Below are 25,770 nucleotides of genomic sequence, written 5' to 3'. Positions count from 1 at the left end.
CTCACCGGGACTCCCCGGTGACCGACAGCCGGATCCAGGCGTCCACCCAGGCCCGTACCGCCGGTTCGCCGGGGTCGGCGCCGAGCGCGCCGGCCAGGCCGGACACTGTCGCGCCGCAGCGGTCCAGGCCGACCGCGGCGAGCCCGGCCGCCGTCGCGCGCAACCGCTCCGGGAAGGCGGCCGGCAGGTGCCGCAGGCCGGTGTGCGCGGCCTGCGCGAGCAGCGCCGCCGCCGCACCCAGCGCCGCGGCGACCGGGTCGGGCCGGGCGTCGACCGCGCCGGCCAGCCGCCCGTCACCCACTCCAGGCGCCAGATCGGGTACGACCACAGTGTCGGCGACCACCGCCAGCGGCTCGACGACGAGTCCGTCGGCGCCCCGGCGGACTGTCCCGCTGACGTAGCGCGGCGGCCCGTGTGTGCCGTCCAGTGCCGCCGCGAGCGCGTCGAGTGCACCCGGGGCCGCGGCGTGGTGAGTGGCGGTGACGGTCGCCGTGCCGCCGTCGGCCCCGGTCACCGTGGCGTGCAGGCGCTGTTCGCCGGCCGCGTACCCGATGGCGCGGACCTCGCCGAGCGCGAGCACCCGCACCGACTCGGCGGCGGTGCGGGGGCGCAGCAGCCGGGGTGGCCGTCCGGCCAGCTCGGCGGCGAGCGCGTCCGGGTCGCGGGCGAGCAGGCCCGGCGGCAGACCGGACCAGTCCCCCGCGCCGGGCGTGACAGTGGTGCGGGCCAGCCGGCCGGCGGCGAACCGGAGCTGGTGCGCGGCGCTGCGCACCGCCGACTCGGAGACCACGTTGCCGCCGGCGAGCGCGCCGAGCGTGGCGCCGGTGATCCGCCGCCCGGCCAGCTCGCGCCCGGTGGGCGGGTCGTCGCCGGTGACCGGGTAGGCGCGGCGCAGCACCAGCACCGAGACGGCGGCCGGGTGGGCGAGCACCACGTCCACGCCCACCTCGCCGCCGCTGGACCGGACCCGGGCGCCGAGGCCGGTCAGCCGTACCCGCCGCAGCGGCGTCTCCGCCGGTTCGTGGGTGCCGAGTACCCGCTCCGGCGGGGTGGCCCCGGCGTTGACCACCGCGCGCCGCCGCGCGGGCAGCTCGGCGAGCAGGTCGGCGAGGGTCTCCGGCCGGTACCGGGCGCCGCGCGCGGCGTACGCCTCCAGTTGCCCGGCCAGGTCCTCCACGGCGAGCAGCGGCCAGCGCAGACCGGCCGCGTCGAGGTCACGCCGGGCCGCCGCGAGCCGGGCGTCCACGCCGGAGCCCAGGTGCGCGACGCCGGTCAGCAGCACGTCGGCGGCCAGCGCCACCGCCGCGTCCAGCGCCGGGTGATCCGTCACGGTGGCCGGTCCGCCGACGCGTACCTGCGCCTCGGGACGGTCCGGGTGTTCCCGGTCGGCCGCCCGGCACGCCCACACGGCGAGCGCGATCGACTCTCCGCCGTCGTCGGCGGCGTCGCCGCGCGCGTACCCGATCTGGCGGGGCACGAGGAACCGGACCGTGCCGGTGGGCAGCTCCACGCGCGGGACCGGGTCGGCGGCGTCCGGCCGGTGGACCACGGCGGTGTAGCCGCGGCGCAGCCGTCGCTTCGCGGCGGCGAGCGCCGGGGCGCCGATCGCGGCGGCCAGTTCCTCGTCGGTGACGTCGCCCGGCGACCACCGCCACGGCTCGCCGCCGGAGCCGGCGTCCTCCCGGCCCGGCGCGGCACCCGTGTCCGGGGCGGCCTCGCCGTCCAAGGCGGCCTCCCCGTCCGGCGCGGCCTCGCGGGCCGGGGCGTCGGCGTGCGTGCGCTGGTAGGTCAGCACGACGGTGAGCAGGTGCCGGCACACGCCGGGCGCCGGGCAGGAGCAGATCCCGGCCGCGAGGCCGCCACCCACGGGCAGCGTCACCGTCACCCCGTCCGGGTACGCGGCGCGCACCGCGCCGTCGGCGTCCTCGGTGAGCACCGGCCGCTCACCGGCGTCGACCTCCCTGGTGGCGCGCTTCACCAGGCCCCTGTTGCTCAGCGCGGCCAGCACGTCCGGGGTGAGCGCGATCAGGTCGTCACGGGTCATCCGGTCCCCCTACCGGCCCACGTGCTCGGCCACGAACGCGGCCAGCTCGCCCGGCGTCATCGCGCCCACCGCGGCGCCCACGTCGGCCAGCCGCTGCGCGGTGGCCCGGTCGTACGCCGGGTCGGCCTCCTCGTCCAGCGCGGCCAGCGCCAGCACGTGCGTGCCCTGCTCCACGAGCTGCTGCACCGACCGGACCAGACGTCCGGCGTTCCCGCCCTCGTAGAAGTCGGACACCAGCGCGACGATGGCCCGGCGCGGGTTCTCCACGAGCTGCGCGCCGTACGCGACCGCGCGGGCGATGTCGGTGCCGCCGCCGAGCTGCACCTTCATCAGCAGCTCGACCGGGTCGTCGACGTCGGAGGTCAGGTCGACCACGTCGGTGTCGAACGCGACCAGGTGGGTGCGTACGCCCGGCAGCCCCCACAGGCAGGCGGCGGTCACCGCGGCGTGGATCACCGAGCCGAGCATCGAACCGGACTGGTCCACCAGCAGGATCACCTGCCAGCGGTCCAGGTGGCGGCGGGTACGGGAGAAGAAGTGCGGCTGCCGTACGTGCAGCCGGCGCTCGTCCGGCCGCCAGTGCGCCAGGTTCGCCCGGATGGTGCGCCGGACGTCGAAGTTGCGGGCCTGCCGGAACCGGCTGGGTCGTCGCGCCCGGGGCCCGGAGAACGACTGCCGCACCTCGGCGGCCAGCCGCTCGACCAGTTGCCGCACCACCGCCTCGACCAGCTTGCGGGCCAGGCGCAGCACCTCCGGGTCCATCAGGTGCTTGGTGCGCAGCACCGCGCGCAGCAGCGCCGGGTTCGGCTCGACCCGGGCCAGCACCGCCGGGTCGGTGACGACCTCGTGGATGCCGTACCGCTCGACCGCGTCGCGTTCCAGCCGCTGCACCGTCTCCTTCGGGAACAGCCGGGTGATCCCGTCCAGCCAGTCCACAGTGGTCAGCACGGACGGGCCGGACCCGCCGCGCCGCACGTCGCGGCGGCCGAGGTCGGCGTCGCGGCCGTAGAGCCAGTCCAGCGCCGCGTCCCGGCCGGCCGCCTCCGCCGACAGACCGCCCAGGCTGTCCTGCGCGGCGTCGCCGAGCACCAGCCGCCAGCGTTCCCGCATCGGGTCCGTCACGCCCGCTCCCCCTCCCACAGCCCTTCCCGGGCCAGCACCGCGTCGACCCGCTCCTCCACCGCGCGGGCGGCGGCCACCAGCAGCGGGTCGGCGTCCAGCCGCAGCAGGTCACCGGGCGGCGCGTCGCCGCCGTGCAGCGCCTGCACGTGCCGGGCCACCTCCGCCCGCTCCCGGGGCGGGAACCAGCCGAACGCCTGCCGCAGCGCGGGCAACGCCACCAGGAAGTCGTGCGCGCCCATCCCGGCCAGCAGTTCGTCGACGACCGTGAGCAGCGCGGCGTCGCCGGCCACCACCTCCTCGCGGGCCAGCGCGAACAACCCGGACAGCCAGTCACCGAGCGTGTCCGGCGCGGCCACGGCCCGGACCGCGCGGGCGGCGTCCGGCACGTCGCCCAGCGACCAGGCCAGGCCCAGCGCCGCGCCGCGCAGGTCCGGCGGGGCCGCCGCGTCGGCGGCGACCCGCCCGGCCACCGCGAGCGCGCCGTCGCGGTCGAGCCCGAGCGCGGGACCGGCGTGGCGGATCGCGTCCCGGACCGCGACGAGCGCGGCCAGCCGTCCCGGGTCGGCCGGCGCGGCCGTGGCCCGTACGCCCTCGACGAGCCAGAGCGCCCGGCGTACGGCGGCGGTGATCAGCGCGCCCAGCGGTGCGGTTCCGGCGCTGCCGAGGAGCCGGTCGTGCCGCCACAGCGCCAGCGCGACGGCGAGCGCCCGGCCCAGCGCCCGCAGGTCGGTGACCGCGCCTGCGGCGCGGGTGATCGCGGTGAGCGTGCGGGTGGAATGCTCGGGCAGCCCGGCCAGCGCGGTGTCGAACAGCGTCGTGGCGAGCGCGTCGACGTCGGCGCCGAGCAGCGTCACCCGCTCCTCGATCCGGGCGGTGACCGCGTCGGTGACGGTCGGCCCGTACCCACCGGCCTCGATCACCCGGGCGAGCCGGTCCGCCGACGGCGCGGGCGTCCAGCGTTCGGTGAGCAGCGCGTCCGCGCCCACCCGGGGGCCGCTCTCGCGGCTGTGACCGGGTACGTCGAGCAGCCGCAGCCGGTGCAGCAGGCGGCTGCGGGCCAGGTCGCCGGAGACTGTCAGGTCCAGCTCGACCGTCTCCTGCGGATCGATCCGGTGCCGTGCCAGCTCGGCGTCGACGTCGTGCACGAGCGGCGGAAGTGGCGTGTCCGGGTGCAGGCGGCCGACCTGGTCGCCGCTGAGCGCTGCGACCATCTCCACCACCACCGGGTGCGCGCCGGGCGCGAGGGTGCCCCGGGTCGCCCACGGCAGCGGCTGGTCGAGCGCGTCGGTGACCAGCGCGGACACCAGAGCGTCGAGCACGTCGACCCGGCCCGGGTGGGCGTGGCCGCGCAGCCGGGCCAGGCCGCCGGCCATGGTCCGGGCGGCGATCAGGTCGGCGGTGGAGACGGGCTGCCGCCGGGCACGCAGCCGGGCCGCCACCGCCTCGGTGAGCGCCTCCGCGGCCCGGCGCGGGCCGTCCTCCCAGACCCGCTGGTAGTACGCCGGGGACGGCATCCCGGACTGGTAGCCGACGAACGCGTCGAGGCGCCGGAACGAGTACGGCACGAGGTAGCTGCCCGCCACCGCGTCCGGAGCCGGGGCGGGCACCTCCGGCCAGTCCTCGTCCTCCGGTCCGTCGTCCCCCGCCCCGGCGGTGAGCCGGACCAGGGCGGGACGGTGGAAGCCACCGGTCACCACCAGCACCGGGCGGCCGGCGGCCCGGCGGCGGGCGGCGCGTACCCAGCGGGCCATGTACGCCTCCCGGGCCGTGTCGTCCGCCCCGGCCGCCGACTCGCCGCGCAGCACGTCGAAGTACGTGTCGAGGCGCTCGGCCAGCCCGTCGTCCGGGCCGATCTCGAACAGGTGGTCCCAGAGCGCGTCCACGTTGTCCACGGCGAGGGTGGCGCAGAGCCGGCGCACCGCCTCGGCGTACCGCTGGTCGGCGTCGGCGTACCGGTTGGCGCGGCCGGACAGCGCGGGATGCCACGCGGGCAGGTCGATGAAGCGCAGCTGCGCGCCCACCTCACGTCCGGCGGTCAGCGCCACCCACTCCGGCGAGTACGCGCAGAACGGGCTCCAGGAGACGTGCCGCCGGTTGCCGTCGCGGTGCGCGGTGAACACGGCGATCGGCAGCTCGTGGTCTCCCAGCAACTCGTCCATCCGCCCGTTCAGGTCCGCCGGCCCCTCCACCAGCACGTACGCCGGGCGCAGCCGCGCCACCGTGGCCGCGACCAGGCGGGCGCAGGCCGGGCTGTGGTGGCGCACGCCGAGGAACGTGACGCCGCCGGGCGCCTCGACGGCGCTCACCCGGGCAGCAGGTGCCGGGCGTCGTGCACCGCCCGCCACTGCGCGCCGGAGCGGCGGGACACCTGCTGTTCCAGGTAGCGGCGCAGCCGGGCCAGGTCCTCCGCGTCGTCCTTCGCGGCGGTGCCGGCCAGGCAGGCGACCAGGTCGGCGGCGTCGCCGGGCTCGCCGCGCAGGAACCAGCCGCGCAGCCCGACCGCGTGCGCCACCGACACCGCCTCGGCGGTGCTCATCACCGCCGACAGCCGCTCCATCGCGTCGCCGCGTTCGGTGATCCCGGTCCGCAGCTCCCGGAACGTGGTGACCAGCACCTCCAGCAGGTCCCGGCGGGGCGGCGCGGTCACGCCGGAGCGGCGCAGCAACTCGCCCGCCTCGGCCTCCACCAGTTCCAGCTCGGTGCCGAGGTCGGGGATCGGGAAGACGGTCTCGAAGTTGAACCGCCGCTTGAGCGCGGCGCTCATCTCGTTGACGCCCCGGTCCCGGGTGTTCGCGGTGGCGATCACGTTGAAGCCCTCGCGGGCGAACACCATGGCGTCGGCGCCGGGCAGCTCCGGAATGGCGAGCACGCGGTCCGACAGCGGGGAGAGCAGGCAGTCCTGCACCTCCAGCGGGCAGCGGGTGATCTCCTCGAAGCGGACCACCCGCCCCTCGGCCATGCCGCGCAGCAGCGGCGCCGGCACCAGCGCGCGCGGCGACGGACCGTCGGCGACCAGCAGCGCGTAGTTCCACGAGTAGCGGATCTGGTCCTCGGTGGTGGCCGCGCCGCCCTGGATGGTGAGCGTGGAGTCGCCGCTGACCGCGGCCGCGAGCAGCTCCGACAGCAGCGACTTGGCGGTGCCGGGCTCGCCGACGAGCATCAGCCCGCGGCTGGTCGCCAGCGCCACCAGCGCCCGGTCGATCAGCGACGGGTCGCCGACGAACTTGCGCCGGATCCCGGCCGCCGGGTCACCGAGGATGAACCGGCGCGCGGCGCGCAGGCTCAGCCGCCAGCCCGGCGGGCGCGGGTCACTGTCGTTCGCGGCCAGCGCGGTCAGCTCGTCGGCGTACCGCACCTCGGCCGGAGGCCGCTGGGCCCGCTCGGCGGTCGGGTCGAGCGCGGTCACCGGGTCACCTCCGCCAGGTCGCGCAGCACCTCGGAGACGGTGACGTCGTCCAGGTCGCCGAGGCGGACCTTGCCGTCGCGCTGGAACCAGCCGCCGTACGGCACGTCGTTGACCCAGATCGCCTCGATCTTCTGGTCGGGGAACATGTCGACGATCCCGACCGCGATGCCGGGGTCGAGGTCGATCACCACCGCCCCGCCGCCGGGGACCTCGCGTTCCAGCCAGCTCTGGATGCCGGCGTCCTGCGGGTCGCCGCGCCGCCAGCCTCGCCGCTCCAGGCTGAGCAGCCGCCCCGCCGGGACCGTGACGCCCGCGTGCCGCCGCAGCAGCTTCTCCGCGCGCTCGGCCTCGTCCAGCCGGTGCACGTCGCGGCCGAGCTGCGGGAACGGCTGGAGGATCTCGTAGTCGGCGAAGACCTCCGCCCAGGCCGGCACCGCCGTGCCGAGGCGCAGCGGGTGCGCGATGGTGACGGTGGCGTCATCCGGCAGCGCGTACGTCTCGTCGTCGACGTCGGCGAGCGTGCGGTCCTCGGCGACCCGGAACGCGGCGCTCACCTGACCGGCGTCGTCCACAGTGGCCCAGACCAGCCGGCGCACGACGTGCCACAGCAGCGGGTGGGACAGGAAGTAGCGGCGGAAGTCCGTGGCCGGCCAGCGCCGCCCGGTCACCATGGCCGTCTCGAAGCGGCGGATCTGATCGGCGGCGAGCGTGCGCACGTCCTTCTTCAGGCCGGCGAAACGCTTGTGCGCGGCGGGCGCGAGCGTGGCGTCGTCCCGGGCGCCGGGCTTGGGCAGGTCCTTGCGGCGGGCGCCGGCGCCGTCCACCACGTACGGCTTGAGCTGCTCGTCGAAGCCGACGGTGAACCGGCGCGGCCCGTAGTCGAGGACCAGACTGCCGTCGGCGTCCAGCCCGAGGTCGGGCACCAGCCGGTCGCCGAGCTGCTCGGGCGTCAGCCCCAGCCCGTCGGCGACCTCGGTGACCTTGCGGGCCGCCTGCTCCCGCAGGCCGCGGAACTTCACCTTCTGCGAGATGCCGTACAGGTGCATCAGCGCCACGTCGGTGCCGATCTGCGCCAGCACCTCCAGGCCGGTCACCGCCCGGGCGTGCTGGCTCTCACCCGGCCAGGCCCGGACCAACGGCGCGAGCCGCCGCGCGGTCGAGTCGTCGCCGAGCAGACCCAGCGCGGTGAACGCCCAGCCGTCCCTCGACGGCGCCCCGGCGGCCTGCCAGCTCTCGAACAGCGCCCAGCCGAACTCCGCCAGGGAGTCGCTGTCGCACGCCGCGCGGACGATCTCCACCCCCGGGTACGGCTCGCCGGGCGCGGAGATGGCGAGCATCGTGCAGAGGTGGCGTACCGCCTCGGCGGGCAGCGCCGCCGAACGGTCCCGCAGCAGCACCTGCGGCAGCACCGCCGGGTCCAGCCACGCCGGCAGGCTCGGCATCCGGGCCGGGAGCTGCGCCAGCGGGTCCGCGTCGAGCATCGCCGTGGCGGCGGCGAGCGCCTCCTCGCCGTGCTCGCGGGCCACGCCGAGGAGCGTGTCGCGGTGTTCGGCGGCGACCAGGCGCAGCGCCCGCTCGGCGGCCCGGCGGCGCGGGCCGGGCGCGCCCAGGGCAGCCGGCAGCAGCGCCCGCACGGCGTACTCCGGGTGCCGCCGCAGCCAGGCCCGGGCGACCGGGCGGGCCGTCTTGAGCCGGTCGAGCCAGTCGGCCATCAGGTCGGCGACCTCACCGTCGGCGTACGGCAGCAGCACCTCGCCGACACTCTTCGGCGCGGTACGGGCCAGGTGCAGCGCGGTGGGCAGCGCGTCCAGCTCGTAGCGCCCGGCGAGGCGGGACATCCACTCGTCGGCGCCCCAGGACTCGGTCGGCCGCCAGGCCGGCAGCAGCGGCCGGGCCAGTTCCTCGGTGGCCCGGACGAAGAAGTGGATCGCCGCTGACGATCCGGCTCGCCCCGCGGCGACCTCGGCGGCCAGCACGGTCAGGTCGTCACCCCGCCACCAGCCGGACCAGCGGGGCACCACCGCGGCCCACCGCTCCCGCTCGCCCGGCAGCCAGGCCGTGGCGGACCCGGCGGGACGGGCCAGCCCGTCCACCACCGGCGGGGCGGAACGTGGGCGGCGGACCGACCAGGGCGGGGACACCAGCACCGGCGGCAGCCGGTCCGGCCCGGCGGCCGGCAGCGCGGAGGCGTCGTCGTGGATCCGCTCGATCCGCTCCCGCTGTGCCGGGGCCAGCGTCGGCAGCGCCGCCTCGACAGCGGCCGGGTTGGCCAGCACGTGGGCGCGCAGCAACGTGGCGGCCTCCCGCGCAGCCGGGCTGCGCCCCTCGGCGGCGGCGGACAGCAGGCGCACGCCGCGCACCGGGAAGCGGCGCAGCATCTCCGTCACCGCGGGCGGCACGTACCTACGGTCCAGCCGGTCGAGCAGCGCCGCCATCGGCTCGTCGCCGGGCAGGGCCGCCAGCAGCGACGCCAGCCGCTGCCGCGCGTCCGCGCCGGCGTGCTCGTGGTCGAACCATTCGGTCAGCAGCGGCGCGATCGGCGACCCGACCGCCGCGGTGGCGGTGACGATCGGCGCCTGGTCGTACATCAGCCGGTAGACCGCCAGGTGCCCGCTGAGGGCGTGGATCGCGTCCACCTCGTCGACCGCGCCGAGCAGCAGCTCGGCGAGCAGCGGGCCCCCGTCGCGCGCCACGTCGGCGGCGTCCCGGGCCACCCACTCCCGCTCGGTGGGCAGCAGGAACGAGGTGACCACCCGCGTCGCCAACGGCCCGGACCGGTACGGGACCAGCGCGGCGCGGGCCGCGGCGTAGTCGTCGTCGCCGGCCGCCGCGAGATGGGCGCGGACCCGGCGCAGCACGGACTGGCGCAGCCGCCAGTGGCCGTAGTTCTGCGACTTCTCCGCCCTGATGCGGTTCAGCGGCAGCGGGGACATCGACCCGGCGGCAGCCACGGTGATCTGCTCGGTCGCGGCGACGGCCGCACCGGCCGGACCGAGATCGGCGACCAGCAGGTCGCCGAGGGCCAGCCCTTGCTGGTCGCGCCCGTGATAGCCGAGCGCCATGGCCACCGCCGCCACCAGCGCGGCACCGCCCAGCGGACCGGGCTCGCCGTCGAGGTAGCCGCGCAGCGCCGGACCCAGCTCCGGGTCGGTGGTGGCCCGGGCGATGGCGGCGACCTGGTCGGCCACCGAGTCCAGCACCTTCCGCCCGGCGGCCCGCCCCTTCGCGGCGCTGGGCAGGGCCGGGCCCGGTGCGCCGCCCCGGCGCGGGGCCAGCATCCGTCGCCAGCCGGCCGGGACCTCGAACGCGTCCTCGTCCGGCAGGTCGCCGGCGGGCGACGCGGCCGACGGCGTCCCGGCCTGGTCGCTGCCGGCCGAACCAGCGCCGGCCGGATCGGCGACGGTCGCCTCCGGTTCGTGGCTCGGCCCGGCCGGCCCGACGGCCGGCGCGCCGGTGTGCCCGGCGGAGGGCGCGGCGGTCGCCTCGGCGTACCCCTTGCGCAGTTTCTCCGCGATCAGCCGGTCGGCGTGCGCGGCGGCCTCGGCCGGCGAACCCAGCTCCTTGACCTGGGTGCGGCCCTGCGCGCCGAGGGATCCATAGCGGACCGTCACCGTCGCGTCGCGCTGCCCGACCTCCCAGAACTTGGCCGAACCGCCGCCCACGAACTCGAATCTGCGCACACCGTCTCCTTGATCGCCCGCAGTGTGCGGGGACCATAACCGGCGGCACCGACAGCGTGAGAACCGCTCAGGTGATCAGCAGCGCCCCGACGACGATCAGCGGCACCGAGACGAACAGGAAGATGCCGACGCCGGTGAGCACCCGCCCGCCGCCGCCGTCCTCCCGCTCCGGCGCGAGGCCGAACGCCGACCGGGCCGGCAGCATGCCGATGCGGCTCAACGTGAGGTCACCGGTCATCCCGATCACGGCGCCGACGATCATGAACGCGACGCCGAGCCGGTGCGTGAAGTCGCCGCCGCCGACGGCCACCCAGATGCCGACCGCCGCCGCGATCACCAGGACCGCGATCAGGAAGAGCACCAGCGCCTCCCGCAGCCCCCGCACCACAGTCGCCATGTGCGCCTCCCTCGTACCCGGGCCGTCCGTCCCGCGTCGTGGGACATTGTGCCGGGTCGATGCACGGCCGCGCACTCCCGCGCCGGGCCGGTCCGGCACGGTTATCCCCGGTCGAGCCCGGGTACCGGGAGCCGCATGGCGGAGTTGGCATCGCTCTGGATCGTCCGGCACGGCGAGAGCACGGCGAACGTCGCGGCCACGGCGGCCGAGACGTCCGGCGCCGAGCTGATCGACCTCAGCCACCGGGACGCGGACGTCCCGCTGTCGCCCACCGGCGAGGAGCAGGCGCGGGCGACCGGCCGGTGGCTGGCCGGGCTGCCGGACTCGCAACGGCCGGACGTCGCGGTGGTGTCGCCGTACCTGCGGGCGGTGCGCACGGCCGAGCTGGCGCTGCACGGCACCGGGATCCCGGCCAGCGTCGACGAGCGGCTGCGCGACCGGGAGCTGGGCGTCCTCGACGGGCTCACCGGCCACGGCGTGAACCGGCGCTACCCGGAGGAGGCGCGGCGGCGCACCCGGCTCGGCAAGTTCTACTACCGCCCGCCCGGCGGCGAGTCCTGGACCGACGTGGCGCTGCGGCTGCGGGCGCTGCTCGGCGACCTGCGCCGCGACCACGAGGGGGGCCGGGTACTGCTGTTCGGCCACGACGCGCTGGTCTTCCTGCTGCGCTACCTGGTGGAGGGGCTCACCGAGGCGGAGCTGATGGCGCTGACCCGCGAGCACGTGATCGCCAACTGCTCGGTCACCGGCTGGCACGCCGACGACACCGGCCGGCTCGTGCCGGACGTGTTCAACGACGTCGCCCACCTGCACCGGCAGGGGGCGACGCCCACCAGGGAGGACGAGGTCAATGCCGAGCCGGTCTGACGTGATCACCCCCGCGCTGCTGCGGGACTGGGCGCTGCCGGTGCCCACCGGCGGCAAGGAGGCGCGCGGCACCGTGCTGGTGGTCGGCGGCTCCCGGTTCACCCCCGGCGCGGTGCTGCTCGCCGGGGTGGCCGCGCTGCGCGCCGGGGCCGGCGTGCTCCAGCTCGCCGCGGCCGAGTCGACGGCGGCGTCGCTGAGCATCCAGGTGCCGGAGGCGCTCGTGGTCGGCCTGCCGGAGACCGGTGACGGCGCGGTCCGCGGCGACCCGGGCGACCTGCTCCGCGGCCTGGTCGCCGAGGCCGACGTGGTGGCGGTCGGACCCGGCCTGACCGACATCGAGACCACCGGGGAGCTGCTGCGCCTGGTCCTGGACGCGGCCGGCCGGGAGACCGCGCTGGTGCTCGACGCGTACGCGCTGGGCGCGCTCAGCCACGCGCCGGAGCTGCTGGCCGGGTCCGGCCGCAAGGCGGTGCTCACTCCCAACCTGACCGAGGCGAAGCACCTGCTGGGCCGCGATCCGGGCGACGACCTGGACGCCGAGGCGGTGGAACTGGCCGGCCGGTACGACGCTGTCGTCTCGCTCTACGGGCACATCGCGACGCCGGACGGCCGGGCCTGGCGGGAGGAGAGCGGTGACGCCGGGCTGGGCACCTCGGGCAGCGGCGACGTGCGGGCCGGGCTGCTCGCGGGCCTGCTCTCCCGGGGCGCCGACCCGGCGCAGGCCGCCTGCTGGGCGGCGTTCGCGCACGCGGTGAGCGGGCAGCGGCTGGTCCCCCGGTACGGGCGGATCGGCTTCCTCGCCCGGGAACTGCTCGACGAGATCCCGTACACGATCGCCACGGTCTGACGATCCACGGCTCGGCGGGGTGAGGCGTGTAACACCCCGCCGTCGGTGGGCGCTGTTGCGGCGAGGCGTGCAGCCTGCGCGTCTCCACCGGGCCGTACCCCCGTCCAGGGAGCGGCCCGGCCGCACCAACCCCCTGGGAGTCTGTGTGAACAATCTCCGTCGCAAGACACTCGCCGCCGCGTCCGCCGTGACGCTCGGCGCCGGTCTCGCCCTGATCGGCGTCCCGGCGCCGGTGGCGGCCGCCGGACCGGAGACGTCGTACCTCGTCCTCGCCCCGCAGGGCAACGGCACCGCCAAGGCCGCGGCGCGGGTGGCCGCCGCCGACGGCACTGTCGTGGCCGCGTACGACAAGATCGGCGTGCTCGTCGCGCGCTCCTCCGCCCCGGACTTCGCCACCCGCGTGGCCGGCGCCGGCGTCGAGTCGGTCGCCTCCACCGCCGGTCTGGGCACCGCCCTCGACGAGGGCGAGACGGTCGAGGTCCCGGCCGCCGACGTGGTCCGCGCCGCGGGCGACCCGACCGCCGAGCCGCTGTACGGCCAGCAGTGGGACATGGACATGATCCGCGTCCCGCAGGCCCACGCGGTGACCGGCGGCAGCCCGTCGGTGGTGGTGGGCGTGCTGGACAGCGGCATCTCCAGCAGCCACCCGGACCTGGCGACCCAGATCGCCAAGGACAAGAGCACGTCCTGCATCGGCGGCGTCACCGACACCGCCGAGCCGGCGTGGAACCCGACCACCAGCGACCACGGCACCCACGTGGCGGGCACCATCGCCGCCGCGGTCAACGGCGTCGGCGTCACCGGCGTCGCCCCGGGTGTGAAGGTCGCCGCCGTGAAGGTGGTCAACGACGACGGCTACATCTTCCCGGAGGCCGCAGTCTGTGGGTTCATGTGGGCCGCCGAGCACGGCTTCCAGCTCACCAACAACAGCTACTACATCGACCCGTGGCAGCTGAACTGCCGCAACGACGCCCGCCAGCGTCCGGTGTGGCAGGCAGTGCAGCGGGCGCTGCGCTACTCGCAGTCGCAGGGCGTGCTGCACGTGGCGTCGGCCGGCAACGCGAACTTCGACCTGGCCCACAAGATCACCGACACCGGCAGCCCGAACAACGGCACGCCGGAGGAGCGCGCGAACCTCACCAACGCCTGCCTGGTCCTCCCGGCCGAGGCGCCGGGCGTGGTGACCGTCGCCGCCGTCGGCCCGACCGGTGACAAGAGCTACTACTCCTCGTACGGCCAGGGCGTGATCGACGTGACCGCGCCCGGTGGCGACACCCGGTTCCGGACCCAGGGCGCGCGTTCGACGTCCACCGACGGCATCCTGTCCACCACCTTCAACACCGCCACCCGTACCAACGGGTGGGGCTACAAGCAGGGCACCTCGATGTCCGGCCCGCACGCCGCGGGCGTCGCGGCGCTGGCGCTGTCCGCGCACCCGGGCATGACGCCGGGCCAGCTCTCCTCGTTCCTGGAGCGCACGGCGGTGGCGAAGTCCTGCCCGGCGGGCGTGTACAACCCGGTGCCGCTGATCCCGGCGGGCCCGAACGCGTACGACGCGACCTGCTCCGGCGGGAAGCGCAACGGGTTCTACGGCGCCGGTGTCGTGGACGCGTACAACGCGGTGAAGTAACCCGTACCCGCGTGGACCGGGCCCGGCGAACGCGCCGGGCCCGGTCTGTTTGTCCTGGTCGGGCCCCGGGTAGGGGGGCAGCGTCAGCCGACTATAGGAGGTAACCGGTGTCCACCGACGCGATCGTCCTGCTCAAGGAGGACCACAAGGAGATCCGCCGCCTGTTCAAGGCCTTCCAGGAGGCCGAGGAGGGACCGGCGAGCAAGCGCGGGAAGATCGTCGAGCAGATCCTCGAGGCGCTGACGGTGCACACCTACCTGGAGAACGAGGTGATGTACCCGGAGGTCCGCAAGCTGGTGCCCGACGTCGAGGACGACATCCTGGAGTCGTACGAGGAGCACCACGTCGCGGACGTGCTCTGCTTCGAGCTGTTCACCATGGACGCCGACGACGAGCGGTTCAACGCCAAGACGACGGTGCTGATCGAGAACGTGCTGCACCACGTCGAGGAGGAGGAGCAGGAGTGGTTCCCGAAGGTCCGGGAGGCGCTCGGCCGTAACCAGCTCCAGGAAATCGGCCAGCGGATGCTCGACCTGCGCCCGAAGGCGCCGAAGACGCCGACCGCCCCGAAGGCGCTGAAGAAGTCCCTCGATGCCGTGGTCGCCTGACACCGGCCGCGCGACGCGAGCGGGACCGCCCCGAGGCAGAGGGGCGGTCCCGCTCGCGTCGCGGGGTTCAGTCGCCGGGACGGGCGGCCCAACCCCGCAGGTCCGGGCCGGGCCGGTAGGATCGGCACGGGCCGTGACTGGCGCGTGGAGATGGAGCACCATCGGGGAGCGGCCTCGTCATGAGGACGCATGCCGAGCGCCTGGGCCTTCCGCACGTCACCTGGAGGTCGCATGTCGCGCAACGCCGAGTCCACCGCCTTCCGCAGTGCGCTGGAGGTCGTCCGCGGCGTCGAGCCGCGCGTCGCCGACGCCATCGCCGCGGAACTGGCCGACCAGCGCGAGTCGCTCAAGCTCATCGCCAGCGAGAACTACGCCTCCCCGGCGACGCTGCTGGCCATGGGCAACTGGTTCAGCGACAAGTACGCCGAGGGCACCGTGGGGCGCCGCTTCTACGCCGGCTGCCAGAACGTCGACACGGTCGAGGCGCTCGCCGCCGAGCACGCCCGCGAGCTGTTCGGCGCGTCGCACGCCTACGTGCAGCCGCACTCGGGCATCGACGCCAACCTGGTCGCGTTCTGGGCGATCCTGGCCGACCGGGTCGAGTCCCCCGCGCTGCGCAAGGCGCAGGCCCGGCAGGTGAACGACCTCACCGAGGCCGACTGGTTCGCGCTGCGCCGTGAGCTGGGCAACCAGCGGATGCTGGGCATGTCGCTGGACGCCGGCGGGCACCTCACCCACGGCTTCCGGCCGAACATCTCCGGCAAGATGTTCGACCAGCGCAGCTACGGCACCGACCCGGCCACCGGGCTGATCGACTACGACCGGGTGGCCGAGGCGGCCCGCGAGTTCAAGCCGCTGATCCTGGTCGCCGGCTACTCCGCGTACCCGCGGAAGGTGAACTTCCGGATCATGCGGGAGATCGCCGACTCGGTCGGCGCCACCTTCATGGTCGACATGGCCCACTTCGCCGGGCTGGTCGCCGGCAAGGTCTTCACCGGCGACTTCGACCCGGTGCCGCACGCGCACATCGTCACCACCACCACGCACAAGTCGCTGCGCGGCCCGCGCGGCGGCATGGTGCTCTGCGGCCCGGAGCTGGCCGACCAGGTCGACCGGGGCTGCCCGATGGTGCTCGGCGGGCCGCTGCCGCACGTGATGGCCGCCAAGGCGGTCGCGCTGGCCGAGGCACGCCGGCCCGACTTCGCCGACTACGCCCAGCGGATCGTGGACAACGCGCAGGCGCTCGCCGACGGGCTGCTGCGCCGGGGCGCGACGCTGGTCACCGGCGGCACCGACAACCACCTGGTGCTCATCGACGTGTCCGGGTACGGCCTGACCGGCCGGCAGGCCGAGCAGGCGCTGCTGGACTCGGGCATCGTGACCAACCGCAACTCGGTGCCGCAGGACCCGAACGGCGCCTGGTACACCTCCGGCATCCGCATCGGCACCCCGGCGCTGACCACCCGGGGCCTCGGCGCCGCCGAGATGGACGCCACCGCCGAGCTGATCCACACCGTGCTCAGCCAGACCACGCCCGGCACCGGCCCGGACGGCGCGCCGTCGAAGGCGAAGTACGTGCTGGACCCGGCGGTCGCCGAGTCCGTCGGCAAGCAGGCCGCCGACCTGCTCACGCCGTTCCCGCTCTACCCCTCGGTCGACCTGGGCTGAGCGCCCGACAACACGAAGCGGCACCCCGGGAGAAGGAGTTTCCCGGGGTGCCGGCGGTTACGGGGTCAGCGCAGCGGGCGCTTCAGGTGGTAGCGGTGGACCTCGGTGCTGCCCTGCACGTTGTTCACGTCCTCGGCGGCGGAGACCAGTTCCCAGCCCTCCCGGCCGACCCGGTTCAGGTGCGCGATGGCGGTGTCGCCGTACGCGGTCACGTCGGTGCGTGACCCGTCCGGGCCGTACCACACGAACGAGACGTGGAAATTGCGTCCCTGACCCTGATACCGACGAACGAGCAACGCGTACTCCCAGGCAACCATTGGTCCATTATCAACAGACGAACGGCGTCAGGAAACACGTAGTGTGCCGGAACCCTGACACTCCGGCGTCACGCTGCCGGCCATGGTGTCCGTGACCAGCGCGGCGAGCCGGTCCAGCCCGAGATCGATCGACTCCGGTGTGACAGCGCTCACCGACAGCCGCAACGCATTCACCGGCGTGCCCGCATCGTAGAAGTGGGCCATCGGCGTCCAGAGCACGCCGTACTCGCGAGCCGAGCGGTGCAGCAGCGCGTCGTCCACCGGGAACGGGACGCTCACCACCACGAAGAAGCCGCCCGCCGGGACGGTCCAGGTGACCGGACCGCCGGCCGGGAAGCGCCGGGCCAGGCCGTCGACCAGGTGGCGCAGGTTGCGGGCGTACGCGGCCCGTTCCCGCACGTTCGCGGCCACCAGCGAGCAGTCGTGCGCCAGCAGCGCGCCGCCGATCACCGCCTGGCTGATCGGTGATGTGTTCACCGTGACCATGCTCTTGATCTTCGCGAGGTGGTCGGCGAACGGGACCACGGTGCCGTCGGCCTCCCCCACCCGCTGGTCGGCGACCACGTAGCCGACCCGGGCCCCGGGCAGCACGGTCTTGGCGAACGAGCCGAGGTAGACCACCCGGCGCGCGGTGTCCAGCGCCTTGAGCGTGGGCCGCCGCGCGGTGCCGTCGGCCGGGAACAGGCCGTACGGGTTGTCCTCGATCAGCAGCAGGTCCTCCTCGGCGGCCAGCTCCAGCAGCCGTCGCCGCTGCCCGGTGCCCATGCTGACGCCGGACGGGTTGGCGAAGTCGGGCATCACGTAGCAGGCCCGGGGCGTCAGCCCTTCCGCGCGGGCGCGGCGCACCCCAACGCGCAGGTCGGCCAGGTCGACGCCGTCGGGCCCGCCGGCCACCGGACGCACCGGCAGGTCGACCAGACGGGCCGCGCCGGTGAGCCCGACGTACGTGGGCGCGACAGCGAACAGCACGTCCGCCGGGCCGGTCCGCAGCGCGCGCAGCACCAGGAACATCGCCTCCTGGCAGCCGACTGTCACCACTATCGACTCCGGGTCGACGGTGAGCCCCTCGTCCACGGCGAGGTGCCGGGCGATCAGGTGGTGCACGACGCCCTTGGTCCGGCCGTACTGCAGCAGCGTCCGGTCCACGCCGGCCCGGTCCAGCCCGACGTCCTCGGCGAGGTGGCGGCGGAAGCGGTCCAGGTACGTGTGCAGCACCGCCGAGTCGAAGAACTCCTCGTACGGCCGCCCGGCCGCCAGCGACACCGCGTCCGGGTAGTGCTGCGCCACCTCGTTGAGGAAGTTCATCGAGTTCAGCGCCGGGTCGCCGACACTGCCGTGCAGCGCCGTGACGGCCAGGTCGACCGGTTCCACGTCAGCCTCCGATCCGGGTGCGCAGCCGCCGGGCCGAGGCCGGGTCCGGGCAGCCGCTGAGGATGAGCGCGTCGCGCAGTTCCGCCGCGAGCAGCGCGAGCGCCGCCTCGGCGCCGGCCCGGCCACCGGCGGCCAGGGCCCAGAGCAGCGGCCGGCCCAGCAGCACGCCGTCCGCGCCCAGCGCCAGCGCGCGCAGCACGTCGACGCCGCCGCGGACGCCGCTGTCCAGCAGCACCGCGCACCGCCGGTCGACCGCCTCGACCACCTCGGGCAGCACGGCCGCGCTGGCCGGGGCGGCGTCGAGCTGCCGTCCGCCGTGGTTGGAGACCACCACGGCGTCCACGCCGGCGTCCGCCGCGCGGACCGCGTCGCGCACGTCCAGGATGCCCTTGACCAGCAACGGCACCCGGGTACGCTCCCGCAACCACTCCAGGTCCGCCCAGCTCAGCGCCGGGGCGAAGACCGCGCCGGTGTGCACCGCCACCGCCGACACGCCGGGGGTGCCCTGGTGCGCCAGGTCGTCCCGGCCGCCGGGCAGGTTCGCGGCGGTGACATGCGGCGGCAGCGCGAACCCGTTGCGGGCGTCGCGCAGGCGCCGCCCGAGCACCGGCACGTCCACAGTCACCATCACCGCCGCGCAGCCGGCCGCCGACGCCCGGTCGAGCAGGTCGGCCACCAGCGCCCGGTCGCGCAGCCAGTACAGCTGGAACCACACCGTCGCGCCGGTCGCCGCGATCTCCTCGATCGGCGTGCTGGCCAGCGTGCTGGCCACGTAGGGCACGCCCGCCGCGCGGGCCGCCGCCGCGAGCGCGGGCTCGCCGTCGGGGTGCAGCAACCGCTGGTACGCCATCGGCGCGACAGCCACCGGCAACGCGGCCCGGCCGCCGGGCAGCGCCGCCTCGGTGGACGGGTCGTCCACGCCGGCCAGCATCCGGGGCAGCACCGCCACCCGATCGAGCGCGGCCCGGTTCGCGGCCAGGGCGGTCTCGGCGCCGCTGCCGCCGTCGACGAAGTCCCACACGTCGGGCGGCAGCACCGCCCGGGCCAGCGCGGCGAAGTCGGCCAGGCTGACCGGCGGCACGAAGCCGTCCGCCGCGTCGGCGGGCGGCTGCGTGTCGCGTGCCGGGTCAGCCATGGCCGCCCGCGCCCACCGTGTTCCCGGCCGGGTCCACGCCCGCAGCGGACTCGCCCGCGCCGGGCGTGCGGTCGAGCCCGAACGTGCGGCGCAGGAAGGCGGCGGCCCGCTCCTGGGCCTGCCGGCCCGCGTCGAACACGCCGGGCATGGCGAAGAACCCGTGCACCATCCCCGGGTAGTGGGCCGTCTCGGTGGGCACGCCGGCCTCGCCCAGCCGCTCGGCGTACCGCCGGCCCTCGGCGCACAGCGGGTCGTACCCGGCGGTGATCACGAGCGCCGGGGGCAGACCGCCCAGGTCCTCGGCGAGCAGCGGAGACGCCAGCGGGTGCGCCGCGTCGCCCGGGTCGGCCAGGTAGTGGCTCCGGTACCAGCCCACCGAGTGCCTGTTGAACAGCATCGGGTCCTCGTCGTCGCCGGGGCGGTGCCCGGGCCGCTGGTCGGTGTTCGGATAGACCAGCAGCTGGGCGGCGAGCCGGGGACCGCCGTCGGCGCGGGCCAGCAGCGTCACCGCGGCGGCCAGGTTCCCGCCCGCGCTGTCCCCGCCGACCGCCAGCCGGTCCGGGTCGACGCGGAACTCAGCGGCGTGCGCGGCGAGGTGCCGCACCGCGGCGTGGCAGTCCTCCACCGCCGCCGGGAACGGGTGCTCCGGGGCGAGCCGGTAGCCGACCGTCACGGTCTGCGCGCCGGTCAGGTTGACCAGCCGCCGGCAGATTCCGTCGGCGGTGTCGACGCTGCCGAGGGTCCAGCCGCCACCGAAGAAGTAGACGAGCGTCGGCAGCGGGCCGTCGCCGTCCGGCCGGTGGATCCGCACCGGCAGCGGCCCGGCCGGGCCGGGCACCGTCGTGTCGCGTACCTCGGCGACCGGCTCGACCGCGCCGGAGCCGGCACGGATCGCGGCGAGGTCGGCGGCGCGGGCCTCGGCCAGGGTCTGGGTGTAGAGCGGCACGGTCCCGGCGGCGGCCCGCGCGGTCCGCCACGCGACCACCTGCGGATCGAGTGTCATCCGGCCTCCCCTGTGGTGACGAAGAGCTTGTCGATGCCGCGCAGGAACAGACTCCCGCTGTACGTGTACGGCTGGGTGACGGCCAGCCGCGGGAAGCGCGCGAACAGGCGCGGCAGCGCCAGCCGGCCCTCCAGCCGGGACACCGCCGAGCCGAGGCAGAAGTGCAGCCCGACGCCGAAGGCCAGGGACGGCGGGCCGGGACGGCGCGGGTCGAAGCGGTCCGGGTCGGGGAAGCGGGCCGGGTCGCGGTTGGCGGCGGCGATCAGCAGCAGCACGTTGTCGTCCCGGTCGACCGGCACGCCGCCGAGGTCGACGCCGGCGGGCGCGGAGCGGGCCAGGAAGTGCACCGGGCTCTCCATCCGCAGCACCTCCTCCACGCAGCCCCGGGCCAGCGCGTCGTCACCGGGTAGCGCGGCGGTCACGTCCGGGTGGTCCAGCAGCAGCGGCAGGCCGTTGCTGAACATGTAGACGGTGGTGACGAAGCTGGCGTTGAACAGCACGATCAGGTTACTGATCAACTCGTCCTCGGTGAGGTCGACGCCGCCCGCGTCGAGCACCTCGACCAGCCCGCTGATCAGGTCGTGGCCGGGCGTACGGCGCCGGTGGGCGATCAGGTCGCGGTAGTAGACGCGCAGCTCCTCGGCGGCCTGGTTGGCCCGGGCCAGCCGCTCCGGCGTCTTGCCGGACACGTCCATGTACTCGTCGATCCAGTCGACCCGCTGCCGGTACCAGGCCAGGTCGGCCGGGGGCAGGCCGATGAACTCGGCCATCACCAGCGCCGGGACCGGGTACGCGAAGTCGGCCACGAAGTCCACCTCGTGCCCGTCGGCGCCCACCTCGGCCATGTGGTCCAGGCGTTCGGCGACGACCCGCTCGATCACCGGCTCCAGCGCGACCAGCCGGCGCGGGGTGAACGTCTTCGCGAACACCGCGCGCATCCGGGTGTGGTCGGGCGGGTTGACGAACATCATCGACGTCAGGAAAGTCCGTAGGATCTCCTGCTCCTCCCAGCCGGGCGGGAAGCCCTTGTACCAGCCGGGATCGCGCAGGATCTGGTCCACCATGTCGTACCCGCCGGCCACCGCGCTGACGGTGCTGTGCTCGGCGCGGGCCGGAACGGCGTTTATCGGCCCGTGCTCGTGCAGGGCCGCGTAGAAGGGATAGGGGTTCTGCCGGCCCTGTTCGCTGTAGAGCCCGGTCAGGATCTCGCTGACGTCCACTGTCTTTCCTCCCCAGGAAAACGGCGGCGGGGGCGGCGTCGTGTCGACCGCCGCCCCCGCCCGGTGTCACAGTCCGAGCAGCTTCAACGGCACCGCGTTCGCCATCGCCGCGGCTCCGGTGTCGTTCGGGTGGATGTGGTCACCCGAGTCGTACGCCGGCAGCAGCCGGCTGGGCTGCGCCGGGTCGCGCATCACCGCGTCGAAGTCGACGACGCCGTCGAACTCGGCCCGGCCGGGCCCGCGCAGCCAGGTGTTGACGGCCTGCCGGGTGGCGTCCTTCTCCGGCGTCCACACGCCCGGCCCGCCGTTGCCCTCGTACGGCATGAGCGTGCCGGCGATGCTGGTCAGGCCGCGCGCCTGGACCTGCCGGTTGAGCTGGCGCAGCGAGGCGATGATCGCCTCCGGGCTGTCACCGTTCATCCAGATGTCGTTGATGCCCAGGTGGGTGATGACGGTACGCACCCCGGTCTGCGGGAACACGTCCTCGTTGAGCCGGGCCAGCGCGTTCGGGCCCAGCTCGTAGTAGCCGGGGAAGTCGCCCGCGCCGGGCTCGGTGCCCTCGTGGTTGAGCCGGTTGCCGGCCAGGCTGAGGTTGAGCACGCCCGGCGTACGCGGCTCCGGGCGGGCGTCGATCAGCCGCTTGGCGAGCAGGTCCGGCCAGCGGCGGTCGGCGTTGACGGTGCTGCCGTTGCCGTCGCTGATGGAGTCGCCGAGCACCACCACGGAGCCGGGCGTCACCTTGCGCTCCACGTCGATGCCGGACAGGAACATCCAGCAGCAGTTGGGCCGGATGGTGAAGCCGGCGCCGTCGGCCGCCGAGGTGAGGTCGGTGGCGCCGATGAAGTTGGTGACCCGGGACTGGCCGTGGAACGTGACCGGCCCGGTGAGCACCGGGAAGTACAGGGTGACCACCAGGTCCTCCTGCTCGGCCACCGGGAAGGCCACCGGGTCGCTGAGCAGTTCGGCGCCCTTGTTGATGGTCGCCGAGCCGGCGCCGGAGAAGGTCAGCTGGCGGACGCTGGCCGGGACGATGTCGGACAGGTCGTCGGGGGTGGCGGTGTTCGGCCGGGCGATGGTGGCGCGGCCGACCTGGATGGCCTGCTGGCCGTAGAGGTTGGTCAGCCGCACCCGCAGGCGCGGCCCGCCCACCGAGGTCTGCACGGTCATCCGGATGCTCTGGTTGTTCAGGCCGGTCTCGGTCAGGCCCACGGTGTTCCCGCGGGTCACCGCCGCGGCCCAGGTCCCGGCCCACTCGGCGCGCCCGTGCCCGGCGCGGTCGGTGTCGGTCGGGCCGGCGCTCGCGGTGACCGCCGGGGTGGCGGCGATCAGCAGCGTTACGGCGGAAGCTATGACGTGCCATCTCTTCGGGGTCGGCATCGATCCTCCATGGTCGGCAGCCCCGGGCGTGACGCGGTCGGCGGCACCGGCCCGGGCGATGGACCGGAAACTAGCTTCCGGCGGTGACGAGCGTCAATCAACCTGATCGACATGATCAAATGCCCACGTCGCGGGACGCAGCGACGATCGGCTCTGTCCGCGGTGGACCGCCGCTGCCTAGGCTCGGAAGCTGGCGGCGGTGCGGTCGCCGACCTGGCACCTGCCGTCATGTCCCGGCCCTGACCTGGCCGGACGCCGCTCGCGGACCATGATGGGGGCTGCCCGATGACCGACCGGCCGAACTATGTGCACGAGGCGCTGGAGCTCTTCGCCGGCTTCGGCGACCGGGAGGCGCTCGTCGGCGGCGGACGCCGCCTCACCTACCCCCAGGTCGCCGCGCGGGTGCGCGGCCTGGCCGCCGCGCTGCGCCGGCACGGGGTACGCCCCGGCGCGGCCGTGCTGGTGATGCTCGGCAACACGGTCGAGGGTCCGTTGCTGCAACTGGCGCTGCACCTGCTGGGCTGCCGGAGCATGTGGGTCGCCCCGGTGACCTCGCGGCGGGAGGTCGACGAGTTCGTCGCGCTGTCCGCGCCGGAGGCGTTCGTGTACGACCCGCGCGACCCGCAGGCGGTCCAGATCGCGGCCGGGCTGTCCGGCGTACCGGTGCTCTGCCTCGGCCCCGGCGGCGCCGGACCGGACCTGACCGCGACGGCCGGCGAGCCGGCCGCGGAGCTGCCCGCCGACGCGCCCGCGCCGGAGTCGTTCCTGCAGACCAGCGGCACCACCGGCACGCCGAAGCTGGTGCACCACCGGGAGAGCTTCTACCGGCAGATCCTCGCCCTGGCCGCCGACTTCCGGGGCGCCGGGTTCCCGCTGCTGCGGCACCTGTCGCACTCACCGATGTGGCTGGCCAGTGGCCAGATCACCACGCTGTTCAACCTGTTCACCGGCGGCGTGCTGTTCCTGCGCGACCAGTGGGACCCGGCCGCGTTCATCGCGACAGTGGACGCCGAGCGGCTCACCTCCACGTTCGTCACCCCGCCGATGCTCTACGAGGTGCTCGACCACCCCGACCTGCCGGGCGCCGACTTCTCCGCCATGTTCATGTTCAACGTGGGCGCCGGGCCCGCCGCGCCCGCCCGGCTGCGCCAGGCCATCGCCCGCTTCGGCCCGTGCCTGCGCATCGTGTACGGCCTCAGCGAGGCGGTGGTCATCTGCGCGCTGCCCGGGCTGACCGAGGACCCGGAGCACCCGGAGCGTCTGCGCTCCTGCGGCCGCCCGTACGGCGACGTGACGGTGGAGATCCGCGACGCCGACGGCAAGGTGCTGCCGCCCGGCGACGACGGCGAGGTGTGGGTCCGGACGAAGCTGAGCTTCGCCGGCTACCACGGCCGGCCGGAGCTGACCGCGGAGACGCTCGTCGACGGCTGGGTCCGCACCCGCGACATCGGCCACCTCGACGCCGACGGCTACCTCTACCTGGTCGACCGGTTGCAGGACCGGATCCTCACCCGGGCGCGCAGCTGGCCGATCTACTCCCGCCCGATCGAGGACGTGCTCGCCGGCCATCCCGAGGTGCGGGCCGCCGCCGTGATCGGCGTGCCGGACCCGGTGGCCGGGGAGCTGCCGTACGCGTACGTGGTGCCGGCGCCCGGCGCGTCGGTGACCGGCGAGGAGCTGATCGCGCTGGTGGTGCGGGAGCTGAGCGAGACGTGGGCGCCCGGCGCCGTGGAGTTCGTGGACGCGCTGCCGCTGAACCGGTCCGCGAAGGTGGACAAACGGGCGCTTCGGGCCCGGTACGCCGCCGCGCATCCGGCCGACGCCGACTCGCTGGGCACCGTGATCGGCAGCTCGGCATGAACCCGCGCCGGGAGTTGTACACCCTGGTCGGCGCCGACCTGCTGTCCAACCTCGGCACCCGGATCTCCGTGGTGGCCATCCCCTGGCTGGTGCTGGAGACCACCGGCAGCCCCACCAAGATGGGACTCGTCGCGGCGGCGGAGACGCTGCCGTACATGCTCTCCAGCGCGCTGGCCACGCCGTGGGCGGACCGCTTCGGGGTACGACGTACCTCCGTGTTCGTGGACGCGGCGAGCGCTGTCGCGATGGCGGTGGTGGCGCTGGCCCCCTGGCTCGGGTTCGGCACGCTGCTGGTCCTGGTGGCGGTCGCCGGCGGGCTGCGCGGCATCGGCGACCGGGTCAAGCACGTGCTGTTCAAACCGGCCGCCGAGCGGGCCGGGGTGCCGCTGATCCGGCTCACCAGCGCCTACGACGGCCTGGCCCGGGGCATGACGCTGTTCGGCGCGGTGCTCGGCGGACTGCTCATCGACTGGGTCGGGCTGACCCGGGCCATCTGGATCGACGCGGCCACGTTCGCGGTCTGCGCGCTGCTCATCGGCGTGCTGGTCCGGCCGCCCGCGCCGACGCAACCCGCGCCCCGGGAGCCCTACCTGCGGGCACTGCGCGGCGGCTTCGCGTACCTGCGCACCGACCGGACGCTGATGATCATGCTGATCGTGGTGTCGGTGTCGAACATGTTCGCCAACGCCAGCGTCGCGGTCTGGATCCCGCTCTGGGTCAACCAGGTGCTCGGCGACCCGGCCGGCTTCGGCCTGCTGCTCGGTGTGTTCTCGGGCGGCGCGCTGCTGGGCAACGTGCTGTTCACGATGTTCGGCACCCGGCTGCCCGCCGGGACGACGTTCGCGCTGGGGCTGACGCTCAGCGGCGCGCCCCGGCTGCTCGCGCTGGCGCTCAGCGACGACCTGGTCGTGGTGCTGGTGGTGACGTTCCTGTCCGGCATCGGCATCGCGGCGGTGAACCCGCTGCTCGGCGCGTCGCTCTACCAGCGGGTGCCGGGCGAGCTGCAGACCCGGGTGCTGGGCATCTCCGGGTCGGTGGCGTTCCTCGGCCTGCCCGTCGGCGCGCTGCTCGGCGGCTGGTCGGTGGCGCTGCTCGACCTCACCCCGGCGCTGCTGGTGATGTCGGTGGTCTGCCTGGTGCTGACCGTGGGACCGCTGCTGCTGACCCGCGGGTCCCACCGCCCGGCCCCGGAACCGGCGACCCCCACACCGGTCTGAG

Annotated in this window: 19 protein-coding genes and 1 riboswitch; of the genes, 7 read left to right on the top strand and 12 right to left on the bottom strand. The window is 75.1% G+C overall.

The window, feature by feature from the left end:
- Nucleotide 1: 1 nt before the first annotated feature.
- From A8711_RS15180 to A8711_RS15155, 6 genes are all read right to left on the bottom strand, one after another.
- On the bottom strand, nt 2-2,044 hold the full coding sequence (locus A8711_RS15180) for a hypothetical protein (RefSeq protein ID WP_069088568.1): 2,043 nt from the start codon (nt 2,042-2,044) through the stop codon (nt 2-4).
- 9 nt (nt 2,045-2,053) lie between these two features.
- Nucleotides 2,054-3,166: a VWA domain-containing protein gene (locus A8711_RS15175; RefSeq protein WP_069088567.1), complete on the bottom strand. Its 1,113-nt coding sequence runs from the start codon at nt 3,164-3,166 to the stop codon at nt 2,054-2,056.
- Nucleotides 3,163-5,472 (bottom strand): DUF5682 family protein, encoded by a 2,310-nt coding sequence (locus A8711_RS15170; protein ID WP_069088566.1) that lies wholly within the window; start codon nt 5,470-5,472, stop codon nt 3,163-3,165. The genes A8711_RS15175 and A8711_RS15170 overlap by 4 nt, the downstream gene beginning before the upstream one ends.
- On the bottom strand, nt 5,469-6,572 hold the full coding sequence (locus A8711_RS15165; RefSeq protein WP_069088565.1) for an AAA family ATPase: 1,104 nt from the start codon (nt 6,570-6,572) through the stop codon (nt 5,469-5,471). Before A8711_RS15165 ends, A8711_RS15170 begins: the two co-directional genes overlap by 4 nt.
- Complete coding sequence (locus A8711_RS15160) at nt 6,569-10,252, bottom strand: DUF4132 domain-containing protein (RefSeq protein WP_069088564.1); 3,684 nt, start codon at nt 10,250-10,252, stop codon at nt 6,569-6,571. Before A8711_RS15160 ends, A8711_RS15165 begins: the two co-directional genes overlap by 4 nt.
- A 67-nt stretch (nt 10,253-10,319) precedes the next feature.
- The gene (locus tag A8711_RS15155) at nt 10,320-10,649 is read right to left on the bottom strand and encodes a hypothetical protein (RefSeq protein WP_043323668.1); all 330 of its coding nucleotides are present in this window, start codon (nt 10,647-10,649) and stop codon (nt 10,320-10,322) included.
- Between the two features lie 135 nt (nt 10,650-10,784).
- Between A8711_RS15155 and A8711_RS15150 the strand changes: the two genes are divergently transcribed.
- The 5 genes from A8711_RS15150 (at nt 10,785) to A8711_RS15130 (ending at nt 16,269) form a co-directional block, all read left to right on the top strand.
- Nucleotides 10,785-11,516 carry a histidine phosphatase family protein gene (locus A8711_RS15150; RefSeq protein ID WP_043323666.1) on the top strand — a complete coding sequence of 244 codons (732 nt, stop codon included), beginning with the start codon at nt 10,785-10,787 and terminating at the stop codon, nt 11,514-11,516.
- Entirely contained in the window at nt 11,500-12,363 is an 864-nt protein-coding gene (locus A8711_RS15145) for an NAD(P)H-hydrate dehydratase (RefSeq protein ID WP_069088563.1), read from the top strand. Before A8711_RS15150 ends, A8711_RS15145 begins: the two co-directional genes overlap by 17 nt.
- 145 nt (nt 12,364-12,508) lie before the next feature.
- Nucleotides 12,509-13,993 (top strand): S8 family serine peptidase, encoded by a 1,485-nt coding sequence (locus A8711_RS15140; RefSeq protein ID WP_069088562.1) that lies wholly within the window; start codon nt 12,509-12,511, stop codon nt 13,991-13,993.
- 107 nt (nt 13,994-14,100) lie between these two features.
- On the top strand, nt 14,101-14,601 hold the full coding sequence (locus A8711_RS15135; RefSeq protein ID WP_030499909.1) for a hemerythrin domain-containing protein: 501 nt from the start codon (nt 14,101-14,103) through the stop codon (nt 14,599-14,601).
- Between the two features lie 123 nt (nt 14,602-14,724).
- A riboswitch (ZMP/ZTP riboswitch) is annotated at nt 14,725-14,814 on the top strand.
- An 18-nt stretch (nt 14,815-14,832) separates the two neighbouring features.
- Entirely contained in the window at nt 14,833-16,269 is a 1,437-nt protein-coding gene (locus A8711_RS15130; protein WP_030499908.1) for a glycine hydroxymethyltransferase, read from the top strand.
- Between the two features lie 65 nt (nt 16,270-16,334).
- Here the strand turns inward: A8711_RS15130 and A8711_RS15125 are convergent, their stop codons facing one another.
- The 6 genes from A8711_RS15125 to A8711_RS15100 all read right to left on the bottom strand — a co-directional run bounded on the left by A8711_RS15125 (nt 16,335) and on the right by A8711_RS15100 (nt 22,692).
- Nucleotides 16,335-16,586 (bottom strand): hypothetical protein, encoded by a 252-nt coding sequence (locus A8711_RS15125; RefSeq protein WP_013286617.1) that lies wholly within the window; start codon nt 16,584-16,586, stop codon nt 16,335-16,337.
- 27 nt (nt 16,587-16,613) lie between these two features.
- Nucleotides 16,614-17,957 carry a PLP-dependent aminotransferase family protein gene (locus A8711_RS15120; RefSeq protein WP_069088561.1) on the bottom strand — a complete coding sequence of 448 codons (1,344 nt, stop codon included), beginning with the start codon at nt 17,955-17,957 and terminating at the stop codon, nt 16,614-16,616.
- Nucleotide 17,958: 1 nt separating this feature from the next.
- Nucleotides 17,959-19,092, bottom strand: coding sequence for an alpha-hydroxy acid oxidase (locus A8711_RS15115; RefSeq protein ID WP_069088560.1), 1,134 nt, complete (start codon nt 19,090-19,092; stop codon nt 17,959-17,961).
- Entirely contained in the window at nt 19,085-20,095 is a 1,011-nt protein-coding gene (locus tag A8711_RS15110; protein WP_231915428.1) for an alpha/beta hydrolase, read from the bottom strand. The genes A8711_RS15115 and A8711_RS15110 overlap by 8 nt, the downstream gene beginning before the upstream one ends.
- Entirely contained in the window at nt 20,092-21,315 is a 1,224-nt protein-coding gene (locus tag A8711_RS15105) for a cytochrome P450 (RefSeq protein ID WP_064445775.1), read from the bottom strand. Before A8711_RS15105 ends, A8711_RS15110 begins: the two co-directional genes overlap by 4 nt.
- A 66-nt stretch (nt 21,316-21,381) precedes the next feature.
- Complete coding sequence (locus A8711_RS15100; RefSeq protein WP_043323654.1) at nt 21,382-22,692, bottom strand: SGNH/GDSL hydrolase family protein; 1,311 nt, start codon at nt 22,690-22,692, stop codon at nt 21,382-21,384.
- 285 nt (nt 22,693-22,977) lie between these two features.
- On the opposite strand from A8711_RS15100, the gene A8711_RS15095 reads away from it, so the two are divergent.
- Together A8711_RS15095 and A8711_RS15090 are read left to right on the top strand one after the other, a co-directional pair.
- Nucleotides 22,978-24,552 (top strand): class I adenylate-forming enzyme family protein, encoded by a 1,575-nt coding sequence (locus A8711_RS15095; protein WP_069088559.1) that lies wholly within the window; start codon nt 22,978-22,980, stop codon nt 24,550-24,552.
- Entirely contained in the window at nt 24,549-25,769 is a 1,221-nt protein-coding gene (locus A8711_RS15090) for an MFS transporter (protein ID WP_069088558.1), read from the top strand. The genes A8711_RS15095 and A8711_RS15090 overlap by 4 nt, the downstream gene beginning before the upstream one ends.
- Nucleotide 25,770 lies beyond the last annotated feature (1 nt).

This window comes from Micromonospora sp. II (assembly GCF_001709195.1).
GTDB lineage: Bacteria > Actinomycetota > Actinomycetes > Mycobacteriales > Micromonosporaceae > Micromonospora > Micromonospora chalcea.
The sequence above is the reverse complement of the archived record's forward strand: the minus strand, read 5'-3'. Positions and strand labels throughout refer to the sequence as shown.

What these genes read in the sequence shown, in the direction of transcription:
- A8711_RS15145 (WP_069088563.1), top strand. Translation starts at nt 11,500, where the DNA reads ATGCCGAGCCGGTCTGACGTGATCACCCCCGCGCTGCTGCGGGACTGG.
- A8711_RS15100 (WP_043323654.1), bottom strand. Translation starts at nt 22,692, where the DNA reads ATGCCGACCCCGAAGAGATGGCACGTCATAGCTTCCGCCGTAACGCTG.
- A8711_RS15130 (WP_030499908.1), top strand. Translation starts at nt 14,833, where the DNA reads ATGTCGCGCAACGCCGAGTCCACCGCCTTCCGCAGTGCGCTGGAGGTC.
- A8711_RS15150 (WP_043323666.1), top strand. Translation starts at nt 10,785, where the DNA reads ATGGCGGAGTTGGCATCGCTCTGGATCGTCCGGCACGGCGAGAGCACG.
- A8711_RS15090 (WP_069088558.1), top strand. Translation starts at nt 24,549, where the DNA reads ATGAACCCGCGCCGGGAGTTGTACACCCTGGTCGGCGCCGACCTGCTG.
- A8711_RS15155 (WP_043323668.1), bottom strand. Translation starts at nt 10,649, where the DNA reads ATGGCGACTGTGGTGCGGGGGCTGCGGGAGGCGCTGGTGCTCTTCCTG.
- A8711_RS15115 (WP_069088560.1), bottom strand. Translation starts at nt 19,092, where the DNA reads ATGGCTGACCCGGCACGCGACACGCAGCCGCCCGCCGACGCGGCGGAC.
- A8711_RS15110 (WP_231915428.1), bottom strand. Translation starts at nt 20,095, where the DNA reads ATGACACTCGATCCGCAGGTGGTCGCGTGGCGGACCGCGCGGGCCGCC.
- A8711_RS15125 (WP_013286617.1), bottom strand. Translation starts at nt 16,586, where the DNA reads ATGGTTGCCTGGGAGTACGCGTTGCTCGTTCGTCGGTATCAGGGTCAG.
- A8711_RS15095 (WP_069088559.1), top strand. Translation starts at nt 22,978, where the DNA reads ATGACCGACCGGCCGAACTATGTGCACGAGGCGCTGGAGCTCTTCGCC.
- A8711_RS15180 (WP_069088568.1), bottom strand. Translation starts at nt 2,044, where the DNA reads ATGACCCGTGACGACCTGATCGCGCTCACCCCGGACGTGCTGGCCGCG.